Source organism: Streptomyces sp. NPDC001443, assembly GCF_053597355.1.
This window is the reverse complement of sequence record NZ_JBSFIA010000026.1, coordinates 65,280-78,285: the sequence shown is the minus strand read 5'-3', so window position 1 is coordinate 78,285 and position 13,006 is coordinate 65,280. Positions and strand designations below refer to the sequence as shown.

Below are 13,006 nucleotides of genomic sequence, written 5' to 3'. Positions count from 1 at the left end.
CATCGTCCCGGCCGACCCCCAACGCGCCGGGACCCCGAGATCCGTGAACTGGGAGCGAGGAGACATGACGGCACGTCAGGCAGTGATCGTGGACGCGGTGCGCACTCCCATCGGCAAGCGCAACGGCTCGCTGAGCGAGGTCCACCCCGTGGACCTGTCGGCGGTGGTCCTGCGCGCTCTCGTCGACCGCACCGGGATCCCGCCGGAGATCGTGGACGACGTGATGTGGGGTTGTGTCACCCAGCTCGGCGACCAGTCCAGCAACATCGCGCGCTTCACCACCCTCGCGGCCGGCTGGCCCGAGAGCGTCCCGGGGGTCACCTTCAACCGGGCCTGCGGATCGAGCCAGCAGGCCCTGGAGTCGGCGGTGCACGCCGTCGTCGCGGGCGCCTGCGACTGGGTGGTCGCCGGCGGCGTCGAGACCATGTCCCGGGTACCGCTCGGCGCCGCCCGCGCGACCGGCGAGCCCTACGGCCGGACCGTCCTGGACCGTTACGAGACCGACCGCCTGGAGCAGGGACCGGGGGCCGAGATGATCGCCGAGAAGTGGGGGCTGAGCCGGCACCGCCTCGACGAGTACGCCTCGCGCTCGCACGAACTCGCCGCCGCCGCCATCGACGCGGGCGTCTTCGAGGAGCAGTTGGTCACCGTGCCCGCGGCTCCGGACCTGAAGCAGGACGAGGGGCTGCGCCGAGGCACGTCGCCCGAGACCCTGGCGAAACTCAAACCCTCCTTCAGGGAGGACGGAGTCATCCACGCGGGCAACGCCTCCCAGATCTCCGACGGGGCGGCCGCGCTGCTCGTCACCACCGCAGACCTGGCCCGTCACCACGGCCTTCGTCCGCTGGCGACGATCAGGGCGGGCGCCGTCGTCGGCGACGACCCGGTGATGATGCTGACCGCGCCGATCCCCGCGACCCGCAAGGTGCTCGACCGGGCCGGCCTGTCCATCGGTGACATCGGTGCCTTCGAGGTCAACGAGGCCTTCGCGCCGGTGCCCCTGGCCTGGCAGGCAGAGGTGAAGGCCGACCTCGAACGGGTCAACCCGCTCGGTGGCGCCATCGCCGTGGGGCATCCGCTCGGCGCCTCCGGCGCGATCCTGGCGACCCGGCTGCTTCATCACATGCGTCGCGAGGGCATCCGCTTCGGCCTTCAGACCATGTGCGAGGGCGGCGGCACCGCCAACGCCACCGTCTTCGAACTCGCCGACTGACATGACCGCAACGCGTACAGCGAAGGGACGGCAGTGAACGTGACACCGGAGCAGCGCCGGCGCGACCTCGCCGAGCTGCGGGAACGCTGGTACCTGCAGGGCCACTACTCCTCGCGGACCATGGCCGAGGCACTCGAGGACGCGGGGCGCCGTGTGCCCGAGACGCGGTTCGTGTTCGCCTCGGAGGCGGAGGCGGCCTCGTGCAGCCTGGAGCAGGCCCTTGCGCTGGGCCGGCGCGCGGCGGCGGGGCTGCGCGGCCTGGGAGTGAAACCCGGCGACGTGGTCGCGGTGCAGATCCCGAACAGGCTGGAGCTGGTGGTCTCGTACTTCGGGGCCTGGCTGGCCGGCGCCGTGGTCCTGCCGATCACCCACATCTACGGATCGGCCGAGGTGGGCGCCATCCTGCGGGACGCGGGGGCCAAGGTGCTCGTCCTGCCGGACGCCTGGCGCTCCATCGACTTCGTCGACCGACTGGCAGGTCTCGACGCCGGTCCTGACCTCGAACACGTGGTCATGATCGGCGAGCGGGTGGCGCCCGGTGCGACCCCCTGGACCGATCTGCTCTCGGCGGCGACGGAGGACGGGCCGACGCCCGCCGTCCACGCCGACGACGTGTGCGCGGTGATCTACACCTCGGGGACGACCGGGGTGCCCAAGGGCGTCCAGCACACCCACAACACACTGCTGTACGAGCTGCGCAAGGGCGACCTGATGAACGAGGCCGGCCCCGAGGACACCCGGCTCATCCCCTGGCCCTCGGGCCATGTCGCCGGGCTCCTGGCGGCGTGCAGCGGGATCGTCTCGGGCACCGACACCGTGCACATGGACCGCTGGAACCCGGCGCGCGCGGTCGAGCTGATCGAGAAGTTCCGGTGCACCATCACCAGCGGCACGCCGCTGCACGTGGAGGCCCTCCTGACCGCCGCGGAGGAGAGCGGCCACGACATCTCGAGTCTGCGCTTCGTCCAGATCGGCGCGGCCAACGTACCGCCCGCCCTGGTCGACCGTGCCGACGCCGCGGGCATGGTCGTCGCGCGTGCGTACGGCAGCACCGAACACCCGCGGTGTGCGACCTCGCCCCTGGACGCGTCGGCGCGCCAGCGTTCGACCACCGACGGTCTGGTGCGCTTCGGCGACGAGATGCAGATCCTCGACGACCGGCTCTCTCCCCTGCCGCTGGGGGAGACCGGGGAGATCGTCACCCGGGGCCCGAGCCAGTTCGTCGGCTACCGCAACCCCGCGTTCGACGCGTCCGCGTTCCTGCCCGGCGGCTGGTTCCGCACCGGCGACGTGGGGCGCCTCGACGAGGACGGGCATCTGACCGTCACCGACCGGATCAAGGACATCATCATCCGCGGCGGCGAGAACATCGCCTCCAAGGAGGTCGAGGACATCCTCGCCACCCACCCCCGGGTACGGCACGCCGCCGTGGTGGCCGAACCCGACCCGCGCTACGGCGAGCGGGTCGCGGCCTTCGTGGTGCTCGACGAGGGTGCGCTGGAGGTCGAGGAGGTGCGCGAGCTGTTCGCCAGGCATCGGGTCGCGCCGCAGAAGGCCCCCGAGCGCATCGAGGTCGTGGCCGACCTGCCCCGCGCCCCGTCGGGGAAGGTCCGCAAGTTCGAACTCCGCAACCGGCTCCGGAGCCGGGCAGCGGATGCCGCCACCGAACCGGAGCCCGGTCCCTGACCCGGCGGGACGAGGGTTTTGCAGAGTGATCGCAGCCGGACCGCTCCGGCTCGGACGACGAGAGGCACCGCATGGACATCGGCCTGTTGATGAGCTACTCGGGCGGCTTCGCCGAAGCCGCCCGGCGGCTGGGCGACTTCGAGGAGGCGGGAGTCGACACGGTGCTGCTGCCCGAGGCGTACACCTTCGACTCGGTCAGCCAGCTCGGCTACCTCGCGGCCCGGACCGAGCGGATGCGCATCTCCTCCGGCATCCTCAACGTGTACTCACGCACCCCCGCCCTGCTCGCGATGACCGCCGCGGGGCTCGACTTCGTCTCGGACGGACGGTTCGAGCTGGGCATCGGGGCCTCCGGACCCCAGGTGGTGGAGGGCTTTCACGGGCTCCCGTACACCGCCCCGCTCACCCGGGTCCGCGAGGTCATCGAGATCTGCCGGACCGTCTGGCGGCGGGAGCCGCTGCGCCACGACGGCCTGCTCGTCCAGGTGCCGTTGACCGCGGAGCGCGGCGGCACCGGTCGCGGTGGGCGGGCGCTGCGGCTGATCAACCATCCGGTACGGCCCGCCGTCCCGATCGTTCTGGCCGCTCTCGGCGCCAAGAGCGTGCAGCTGGCCGCGGAACTGTGCGAGGGATGGCAGCCGACGCTCTACCTGCCGGAGGCCGCCAAACAGGTCTTCGGGCTGCCCCTGGAACGTGGTCGTGCCCTACGGGAAGCCGGACTGCCTCCGCTGCGGATCATCGCCGACGTGAAGGTCCTCATCAGCGAGGACGCGGACGAGATCGAGGCCGGCCGCCAACAGGTCCGTGACTACATCGCCCTGTACGTGGGCGGCATGGGAGCCCCGGGCCGGAACTTCTACAACGCACTCGTGTCCAGGTACGGCTTCGAGGAACCGGCGGCGCGCATCGAGGAGTTGTACCAGTCCGGCCGCAAGGCGGAGGCCGCCGCGGCGGTGCCGGAGGAACTGGTCGACGGCCTGGCCCTCGTAGGTCCGCCGGGCCTGGTCGAGGAACGGGTGGCGGCCTTCCGCGAGAGCGGCGTGACGGGCCTCAACGCCGCGCCGGTCGCGGGCACCCACGACCGGCGCGTCGAGGACATGGCCCTGCTCAAGCGGCTCGCCGGGTGACCTGCACACGTTCGAGGTGGCGCACCACCTGCTCGTGATGGTGGGCGGCGGTGCCATGGACCAGAGAGTCGACCGTGACCCGCCGCAGGTACAGATGCAGGTCGTGTTCCCAGGTGAAGCCGATGCCGCCGTGGCACTGCAGGGCCGCGCCCGCCACGGCGGGCATCCGCTCACTGGCGAATGCCTTGGCAACGGCCGTCGCCAGGCCGACGTCCTCGCGGCGGGCGTCGAAGGACATGGCCGCGTAGTAGGTGGCGGCCCGCAGGCCGCGCAGTGCGGTCAGCATGTCCGCCGCGTGGTGCTTGACCGCCTGGAAACCGCCGAGCGGCCGGCCGAACTGCTCGCGCACGGTGACATGGCTGACCGTCATCTCCAGCAGGCGTTCGCCCGCGCCCAGGGCGTCCGCGGCGGTGAGCACGGCCATCGCGTCCGTCCACCGCAGAACCTCGTCGAGCCGGTCGGACAGCACCTGCCCCGCTTCGACGACGACATCGTCGAACACGACCTCGTACCAGGACCGGGTCAGGTCGAGGGTGGCGCGGCGCTCGACGTGCGCGGCCGACGCGGGTAGCAGCAGCACATACGGGTCCTCTCCGGTGAGCACCGTGAGCAGGTGGTCGGCGCACCCGGCCGCGTGGACGGCCGTGGCCCGGCCGGACAGCACCAGACCCCGCTCCTCCTGGCGTACCTCGAGGGAGCCGCCGTGTGCGAAGGCCGCCTTCAGCCTCCCTTCGCCGAGTTTCGTCGCCAGGCCGGAGCGGACCTCGTCAGGGCCGATCCGCGCCGCGCACGCGGAAGCCACCGCGGTCTCCAGGAAGGGGCCCGGTGCCGCGGCGCGCCCCAGCTCCTCGGCCACCAGACAGAGCTCGGCCATGCCCTGCCCGGCACCTCCCCGGTCCTCGGGAGTGGCCAGGCCCGTCCACCCCATCCGGGTGCCCCGGTCCCACAGCTTGCCGTCCGTGTCCTGGCCCTCCTCGACGACCGACCTGACGAGCTGTGGAGGGCAGGTCGAGGTCAGAAGGTCGCGCGTCACCTCGCGCAATGCTGCCTGTTCCTCGGAGAGTTCGAAATCCACCATCGGGCCGGTCCTTCCGCGGTCGTACTGACTATGGATCACTAGCCTGCCATTCAGTGTAATGATTAAGCTATCTGGGATGTCAGCTTCCAGAGACCCCCGGGGCGACCGAGGGGGAGAGGGGCGAAGATGCCCGAGCAGGAACCCGTCCTTGCCGAGCCCGCCTACGAGACCGTCCTGTACGCGGTGGCGGGACACGTCGCCACGGTGACGCTCAACCGCCCGCACAAGCTCAACGCGTTCAACCAGGCCATGGTGGACGAGTTCCGCGACATCTGGGCACGTGTCCGCACCGATGACGACGTCCACGTGGTGGTCCTCCGGGCCGCCGGTGAGCGGGCCTTCTGCACGGGCACCGACGTCGACGACCGGATCCACCTCGCGGACAACGTCTGGAGCCAGGAGGATCCGGGCCGGGGGCTCAGCCCCAAGCAGAACCGGGTGTGGAAGCCGGTCGTCGCCGCCGTGCACGGCATGGTCGCCGGCGGTGCCTTCTACTGGTTGAACGACTGCGACATCGTGATTGGCGCAGACGACGCCACCTTCTTCGACCCGCACGTGAGCTACGGCATGACGTCCGCCCTGGAACCCATCGGGCTGGCCCGGCGCATCCCGCTGGGGGAGGCGCTGCGGTGGGCGCTGGTGGGTCTCGACGAACGGATGTCGGCTGCGCGGGCACGGGAGATCGGGCTGGTTTCCGAGCTGGTTCCCTACCCGCAACTGTGGGAGCGTGCCGACGAATTGGCGCGCACCATCGCGGCCAAGCCGCCGGCTGCGGTCCAGGGCACCGTGCGAGCGATCTGGGAGACCCACGGCCTGGACCGTGAGACGGCCCAGGCGGTCGGTTGGCACTACACGACGATCGGCAATCCGCTGGGCAAGCCGCAGGTCTCGCGTGAGACCTTCGTCAAGCCCCGGTGGACGCTGCGCTGATCAGCCCGCTCGCTCGGCTGGGCCCGCTCAGCCCGTGCCGTCGGCGAACCGCGCGATTTCCACCTCCAGGAGGTCGCGCAGTCCGCCGGCCGGCGGCTCCGGAAGCCGTACCGGGGACTCGCGGGTCGGCAGCAGCACCACGGCCCGGCCGGGCGTCGAGACCTCTCCGCGCTGGTTGTGGCAGGACACCTCCAGGTGCACCTCGTTGCGTCCGTTCACCTGGACCTTGTCCACCACGGTGCCGCGCACCCAGGTGGTGTCACCGATGTAGTTGAACTTGCGGTGCTCGCAGCGGAGCTTGAAGAGCCAGCCGTCGTCGCCCATCCAGTCGGTGAGCGCGTGCGTGAGCCAGGTCTCGCGCATCCCGCCGTAGTCGTAGCTCATGGGGATGCCCAGCTCCCGGGCGCGTTCGGGTTCCCAGTGCAGCCGCTGGACGGTGTCGGGGATGTTCCGGGGATTCGGCGGGTACAGCCCCGGGGCCTTGCGCCTGACCCGCCGGGCCACGGAGAACGCCCCCGGCGGTGTCAGCTGCATCCCCCAGCCCACGTGCCAGACGACCACGTCGGTCACCGTGAGCGGTCCCTTGACCCGCGGCTGGATCTCCTCACCCACGCGGACGTCCTCGAAGTAGCGGGTGCGGGTGCCGCGCCGTTCCTCGGCGTCGTAGGCCGCGTCGATCTCGGCGAGCTGCTCAGCGGTGTACGGCGGGAAGTCCAGTGCGTCCTTGCCGCCCGACCTCTCCCGGCTGGTGTGCCGTTCCGCGTGGATCCAGGTGCCTCGCTGCACCGCGACCACCTGGCCCGCTCCGTCGGCGAACAGGAAGTCGTTGGTCACGTGCGCGGCCTTGCCGCCGAAGGAACTGGCCTTGACCCGGACACCCACCTGGGCGCGCAGGCAGGAGCAGCGGTCACCCAGCCTTAGCGGCCGGTAGTACTCGAACTCCATCACCGCCTGGTAGGCGCCGAGCCCGGCGAACGGGTCACCCTTGAGGATCGCCTTGGCCCGGGCGTCCTGCTCGACGGCGTTCTCGCCCATGGTGTACAGGAAGTTCGGCGGGGCGATGGCGCCCTTCCAGCGGGTGGCGGGCCCGTGCTCGGGGTCGCACCACAGGGGGTTGTCGTCGCCGTAGCCCAGTGCGAAGTGACGGACCCCGTCAGCCGTCACCTCCAGGTTGTGCGGGGGGAGGCGGCGCTGCGGGACACCGATGCGGCGGCGTGAGCGTTCGACCGCCTCGTCGGTGAGCAGGCCGTAGTCCGGCCGGTCCGTCGGGATCGTCACCTTGTCTCTCCCAGGTTCGATGAAGGGTGCTCGTACGCCGCCTGCTCGCCGGTGAAGATCTCCTGGAGCGCGGGCCGATCGACCTTGAGCGAAGGGGTCCGCGGCAGGGTGTCCAGGATGCGCAGGTGCACCGGCATCTGATAGCGGGTCAGGCGCGCCGCCAGATGGTCCAGCAGGTCCTGCTCGCTCGCCTGGCCGCACAACGTGACCGCGGCGACGGGTACTTGTCCGAGGCGTTCGTCCGGCAGCCCGACGGCGGTCGCGTCGCTGACGGCCGGATGCTGGTGCAGGGCGTCCTCGATCACACTCGGCGGGATCTTGAACCCGCCGCGGTTGATCGCGTCGTCCGCGCGGCCGTGGATGAACAGGAAGCCGTCCTCGTCGAGCGAGGCCACGTCGTTGGTGCGCAGCCATTCCTCTCCTGCGGAGGGCAGTTGGGGGCCGCGGACCTCCAGCAGGCCGGTGTCGCCGGGCGCCTTGACCTCGTGGGTCGTACGGTCGACGATCCGCAGCTCGATGCCCCGGTGCGCCCGGCCCACGCTGCCCCGCTTGGTGCCGGCCCAGCGGCGGTGATCGGCGACGGACCAGCCGGCGATGGCACCGGCGAACTCGGTGGCGCCGTAGGTGGTGAGTACGGGCACTCCGTAGCGCTGCTCGAACTCCTCCGCGAGGTCCGGGGGGAGCGGAGCCGTGCCCGAGCCGACGGCGCGCACGCTGCTGAACGTGTCGGGCGGGAGTTCCGCGCGCAGCACCATACGGATCGCGGTCGGCGGCAGGCGCAGTTGACGCGGCCGGTGCGTGCGCACCAGCCGGGCCCACTCGTCCACCTGGAACCGCTCCATCAGCGCGACGGACCGGCCGTCGGCCGCGTGGGCGATGGCGAAGTAGAGCCCGCTGATGTGGGCGAGCGACGACCACAGGATGACGTATCCGTTGCGCAGGCGTGGTCCGGCGTTGTCGTCCAGCACGGTTCCGGCCGCGTCGAAGGCGGCGGTGAGCTGCGTGTAGGACAGGGAGACGCGCTTGGGACGGCCGGTCGTGCCGCTGGTCATCATCACCACGGCGATGTCGTCCGTCGGCAGTCCCGCGGGGCGGGGAATCCATGACACGGGGAGAGGCTCCAGGCCCGCGTCCTGGGTGACGAGCAGCGGAACGGCTCGGGTGTCCGCCGCGGCGGCGCGCACCGGAGCCCGGGCCCAGTCCTGTTCGTCGGCGATCACCACGTCCGGTTGCAGCGAGCGGATGTCGTCCCCGAGGCCCTCGTCCCCGACGTGCGGGCTGAGCGTGACGACCTGCCGTCCGGTGGCGATCACCGCCAGCAGGGCGGCCAGTTGGGCGGGCCTGTTGCGCAGGACGAGTCCGATGCGTCGGGCGGCAGGCAGGTCTCCCAGCAGCCTTTCCAGGTCGGCGGTGACGTCGGCGAGGTATGACCACGGAAAGCTCGATTCCGCGAAGGTCAGCGCCGTTGCGGCCGGGTCGATGACCATCACGCGACGGAGCCAGTTCGAGAGCGTGGGCAACGGGATCCCTGCTGAAGGCAGTTGGGCCTGTTTCGTCATGGCACCTTCTACGGGTGTCGTGTCTGGAGTTTGAGGTAAATTAGTTACTTGATTCTACCGATGCTGTCCAGGTTGGGCCAAGGGGAGACCTGCCGTCAGGTGTCGAAACGAGCCAGCGAAGAGCTAGATCTTCTATCTGAAATGCCTGATGACCGGACCATCGGAGAGACAGACCGTGCCCAAGTGCCGGCCCGCGCGCCGGCCGAACCCCGGGAGAACAGCATGCGACTAGACGCGATCACCGCACTCGTCACCGGCGGCGCGTCCGGCCTGGGAGCCGCCACCGCCGCGGCGTTCGTCGACGCGGGCGCGAAGGTGGTGATCACCGACCTCCCTGAATCGCCCGGCGCCGAGACGGCGGCAGCGCTCGGCGGCGCGGTGCGCTTCGTGGCGGCCGACATCACCGACGAGGCCAGCCTGCGAGCACCCCTCGAAGCGGCCCAGGAGAGCGGCAATCTCCGGGCCGTCGTGCACTGCGCCGGCCGGGGCGGGGACCGGCTGCGCATCCTCGACAAGTCCGGAGCGCCCGCCGGACTGGACAGCTACCGGCAGGTCCTGGAGGTCAACCTGGTCGGCAGCTACAACGTCCTGCGGCTGGCCGCCGCCGCCATGGCGGGCAACACCGTGGAGGACGGGGACCGCGGCGCCATCGTGCTCACCGCCTCCGCGGCGGCCTTCGAGGGGCAGATCGGCCAGACCTCCTACGCCTCCTCCAAGGGCGGGGTGCACGCGATGACCCTCGTGGCCGCCCGCGACCTGGCCAGTTGGGCCATCCGGGTCAACACCATCGCACCCGGCACGTTCGACACCCCCATGCTCGCCCGGCTTCGCGAGGACATCCGCCAGAGCATCGCCGAGACCATCCCCCACCCCAGGCGTCTCGGCCACGCCTCGGACTACGCCGACCTGGCGCTCGCCCTCGTACGCAACCCCTACGTCAACGGCGAGACCGTCCGGATCGACGGCGCTCTGCGCATGGGGCCCCGATGAGTGCCGCGCCCGAAGTCCTCGTCTCGCACCAGGACGGGGTCATGGTGATCACCGTCAACCGGCCCGCGCAGAAGAACGCGATGACTCTGGCGGCCTCCCGGCTGATCGCCGAGGCCCTCGACCTGCTGGACGCCTCTCCGGACCTGTCCGTGGCGGTGCTCACGGGCGCGGGCGGGACCTTCTGCGCGGGCATGGACCTCAAGAGGTTCGCTCAGGGGGAGAGACCGGCGCTGCCGGGCCGGGGTTTCGGCGGGCTGGTCGAGGCACCCCCCGAGAAGCCGATCATTGCCGCGGTGGAGGGCTGGGCGCTTGGCGGCGGCTGCGAACTCGCTCTGGCCTGTGACATGGTGGTCGCCGCCGAGGGCGCGCGCTTCGGCCTGCCCGAGGTGCGGCGCGGTCTCGTGGCGAGAGGCGGCGGAATGATCCGGCTGCCGCAGCGCCTGCCGCGTTCGGTCGCCATGGAGATGCTGCTCACCGGCGACCCCATCGACGCCGAGCGGGCCGAACGGCTCGGACTGGTCAACCGCGTGGTGCCCGATGGCCAGGCGTTGGAGGCCGCGCTCGGGCTCGCCGGACGGATCGCCGGGAACGCGCCGTTGGCCGTCCGGTGTGCGAAGGCGGTGGCCGGAGCGGCGCCGGGATGGCCCCAGGAGGAGGTGTGGAGCCGCCAGGCCCCGCTCTCCGACGCCGTGTTCGCCTCCCAGGACGCCGTCGAGGGGGCGCGGGCCTTCGTGGAGCGCAGGGATCCCGTGTGGGTGGGGAAATAGGGCCCGTCATCCGGCCGACGTCGCAGGACGTCGGCGGGACATGAACGTCGGGCTGTGCCGCGGTGCCCGAGGGCTGCCGCGGCACAGGCCGCCCGGCGGGCCGTGCGTCAGCGCACGGCCACGGGGTTCACCAGCCCGCCGGTGCTGCGCGGGAAACGCTCCGGTGTCGCGTTGAGCAGGAAGGTGTAGCGGCGGTCGAGGGCGCACGCGGCCGCCAGGTCCTCGAGCACCCAGTTCTGCCCCTGGATCATGCCCATCATGACCAGGCACAGGATGTGCACGGGCAGCATGACGTCCGCGACGTTCGACGGCAGCAGTTCCATGGGCATGTTGTCGATGGCTGCCGCGGCGGCCCGGCGCTCGTGCAGGAACAGGGGAGCGTCGTAGTCGAGCGCCGGCACGGGCCGCCGGTAGCTCGGAACGTCCCCGGCCAGGAAGTGTGACACCTGGCCCGTCCGGATCAGGACGATGTCGCCTTCTTCCACGGGGGTGCCCTGGGCCTCCTCGACGGCCTCCAGGACGGCTCGGGTCACCGGGTACCTGCCCGGCAGGACGTCGACGCCCTCGTGCCGGGCCACGTCCAGCAGGATGCCGCGCGAGACGATAGTGCCCGCCGCCTCTATGCCGAGCCGGGTGGCTCCCGACGCGTCGACGGCGTCGGCCGGGACACCGTTGTACATCACACCGCGGTGGCTGCAGTGCGACAGCGCGTCCCAATGCGTCGCCGCCTGCGTGGGAGTCACCACGATGTCGTCGCTGTAGGCGACGGAGTCGGGGGAGTCCCCCATGACGGTGTTGATCGCGAGCATGGTCCGGACCGGGTTGATGCGTCCGGGCACACCCACGCCGTTCTGCGGGCCGTCCAGCGACAGCGGCATCGAGAGCGAGAACGCCTCACCCGTGACCACCGCCGCGGTCCCCTTGCGCACCACGGCCGGGGTGATGAGGTTCAGCGTCCCGAGCTGGTCGTCCGCGCCCCAGCGCTTCCAGTTGCTGACCTGCTCGGCCAGGGTGTCGAACTCGGCAACGCTCAGCACGGTGTCCGCCTCTCGTCGGTGGTGACTCGGCTCGGTTCGTTACGACGTGGTGGTCCGGTCGGCGACAGCCCGGCGTCGACGGTCCGGTGGCCCGCTCCCGCACGCGTCGGCCATAGCGGGGGAGGGGCAGGGAAGTGGGTCAGCCGCGTGGCTCCCGAGGCAGGCCCAGCGCGCGTTCGGCGATGGTGGTGCGCAGCACCTCGTTCGCTCCACCCGCGATGGTGTAGGCGCGGGCGTAGAGCAGGGCGTCCTGCCAGTAACCTCCGGCCGTCGCGCGGTCGTCGCCCTCGACGAGGATCCCGTCCTCGCCCTGGAGTCGCACGGCCAGCGAGACGGCGTCCAGGTTGGTCTCGCTGTAGAAGACCTTGACCGCCGCCGGGTCGGACGGTTCGTCCGTGGCCGCCGCCATCCGGGACTGCACGGCCTTGCTCATCAGGTCGGCGACGTACACCTGTGTGGCCAGCCGGCCGAGATCCGCGCGCAGGGCGCCGTCGTCCAGGGCCGGCGCTCCGGCCGGACCCGTCGCGGAGGCCAGGTCGAGCAGCTCGTCCAGATCGTGGAGGAGTTCGGCGCTGCGCGCGGCGACCGAACCCCGTTCCTGGGCCAGACTCGCACCGGCCACCCGCCATCCGTCGTCGACCTCGCCGATCACCCGGTCTGCTGGGATGCGTACGCCGTCCAGGAACACCTCGTTGAAGTCGGCGGTGCCGGTGATCTCCCTGAGGGGACGGATCTCGATGCCGGGGCTGCGCATGTCGAGGGCGAACGCGGTGATGCCCCGGGTCTTCGAGACCTCCGGATTCGTCCGTGCGAGCAGGTAGCCGACGTCGGCGTGCTGGGCGTTGGTCGTCCACACCTTCTGGCCGTCCACCACGAAGTGGTCGCCCTCGCGGCGGGCCCGGGTCCGCAGCCCCGCCAGGTCGCTGCCCGCCTCGGGTTCGCTGAACAACTGGCACCACAGGTCCTTGCCCGAGCGCAGCCTGGGCAGGAAGTGGGCCTTCTGCTCGTCGGTCCCGTGGGCCAGAAGCGCCCCCGAGGCCAGTGCGCCGGCGCCGATCTGCCCCCAGGCCCTCGCCCTCGCCAGTTCTTCCGCGACGACGAAGGCGGGCTCGGGGCGTGGGTCGGCGAGACCGCCGTACTCCACCGGCCAGGACCTGCCCAGATACCCGGCTTCGTGCAGGCACGCGATCCACTGCCGTATTTCGGGGACGAGGACGGGGGCCGGTGCCCGGACACCCGCGTGGGTCCTGCGGCCGGGGGCGTGGGCGCGGATGAAGGCGCGCACCTCTTCGCGCAAAGCCGTGAGTTCGGCGCTGGTGTCGAGCCGCATCGTGTCTCCTG

11 protein-coding genes are annotated in these 13,006 nt (G+C 71.3%); 6 read left to right on the top strand and 5 right to left on the bottom strand.

The features are described 5' to 3' along the window. The first annotated feature begins 64 nt into the window (after positions 1 to 64). The 3 genes from ACWC24_RS25435 (at position 65) to ACWC24_RS25425 (ending at position 4,026) form a co-directional block, all read left to right on the top strand. Positions 65 to 1,213: a thiolase family protein gene (locus ACWC24_RS25435; protein ID WP_450665175.1), complete on the top strand. Its 1,149-nt coding sequence runs from the start codon at positions 65 to 67 to the stop codon at positions 1,211 to 1,213. A 33-nt stretch (positions 1,214 to 1,246) separates the two neighbouring features. Then, positions 1,247 to 2,899 (top strand): AMP-binding protein, encoded by a 1,653-nt coding sequence (locus ACWC24_RS25430; protein WP_450665174.1) that lies wholly within the window; start codon positions 1,247 to 1,249, stop codon positions 2,897 to 2,899. Positions 2,900 to 2,970: 71 nt separating this feature from the next. After that, on the top strand, positions 2,971 to 4,026 hold the full coding sequence (locus ACWC24_RS25425; protein ID WP_450665173.1) for an LLM class F420-dependent oxidoreductase: 1,056 nt from the start codon (positions 2,971 to 2,973) through the stop codon (positions 4,024 to 4,026). Here ACWC24_RS25425 and ACWC24_RS25420 read toward each other — a convergent pair. After that, the gene (locus ACWC24_RS25420) at positions 4,007 to 5,104 is read right to left on the bottom strand and encodes an acyl-CoA dehydrogenase family protein (protein ID WP_450665172.1); all 1,098 of its coding nucleotides are present in this window, start codon (positions 5,102 to 5,104) and stop codon (positions 4,007 to 4,009) included. The genes ACWC24_RS25425 and ACWC24_RS25420 overlap by 20 nt on opposite strands. A 126-nt stretch (positions 5,105 to 5,230) precedes the next feature. Here ACWC24_RS25420 and ACWC24_RS25415 point away from each other — a divergent pair, with 126 nt between their 5' ends. Beyond that, positions 5,231 to 6,034, top strand: a complete 804-nt coding sequence (locus ACWC24_RS25415; protein WP_450665171.1) for an enoyl-CoA hydratase/isomerase family protein — start codon at positions 5,231 to 5,233, stop codon at positions 6,032 to 6,034. Positions 6,035 to 6,061: 27 nt separating this feature from the next. Here the strand turns inward: ACWC24_RS25415 and ACWC24_RS25410 are convergent, their stop codons facing one another. Next, complete coding sequence (locus ACWC24_RS25410) at positions 6,062 to 7,312, bottom strand: FAS1-like dehydratase domain-containing protein (protein WP_450665170.1); 1,251 nt, start codon at positions 7,310 to 7,312, stop codon at positions 6,062 to 6,064. Beyond that, positions 7,309 to 8,871, bottom strand: a complete 1,563-nt coding sequence (locus ACWC24_RS25405) for a class I adenylate-forming enzyme family protein (protein WP_450665169.1) — start codon at positions 8,869 to 8,871, stop codon at positions 7,309 to 7,311. The genes ACWC24_RS25410 and ACWC24_RS25405 overlap by 4 nt, the downstream gene beginning before the upstream one ends. Before the next feature lie 222 nt (positions 8,872 to 9,093). Here ACWC24_RS25405 and ACWC24_RS25400 point away from each other — a divergent pair, with 222 nt between their 5' ends. Further along, positions 9,094 to 9,861 carry an SDR family NAD(P)-dependent oxidoreductase gene (locus ACWC24_RS25400; RefSeq protein WP_450665168.1) on the top strand — a complete coding sequence of 256 codons (768 nt, stop codon included), beginning with the start codon at positions 9,094 to 9,096 and terminating at the stop codon, positions 9,859 to 9,861. Further along, positions 9,858 to 10,628, top strand: coding sequence for a crotonase/enoyl-CoA hydratase family protein (locus ACWC24_RS25395; protein WP_450665167.1), 771 nt, complete (start codon positions 9,858 to 9,860; stop codon positions 10,626 to 10,628). Before ACWC24_RS25400 ends, ACWC24_RS25395 begins: the two co-directional genes overlap by 4 nt. A gap of 107 nt (positions 10,629 to 10,735) precedes the next feature. Here ACWC24_RS25395 and ACWC24_RS25390 read toward each other — a convergent pair whose 3' ends face one another. Then, positions 10,736 to 11,665 (bottom strand): cyclase family protein, encoded by a 930-nt coding sequence (locus ACWC24_RS25390; protein WP_450665166.1) that lies wholly within the window; start codon positions 11,663 to 11,665, stop codon positions 10,736 to 10,738. Positions 11,666 to 11,804: 139 nt separating this feature from the next. Then, positions 11,805 to 12,995: an acyl-CoA dehydrogenase family protein gene (locus tag ACWC24_RS25385; RefSeq protein WP_450665165.1), complete on the bottom strand. Its 1,191-nt coding sequence runs from the start codon at positions 12,993 to 12,995 to the stop codon at positions 11,805 to 11,807. Between the last annotated feature and the right edge of the window lie 11 nt (positions 12,996 to 13,006).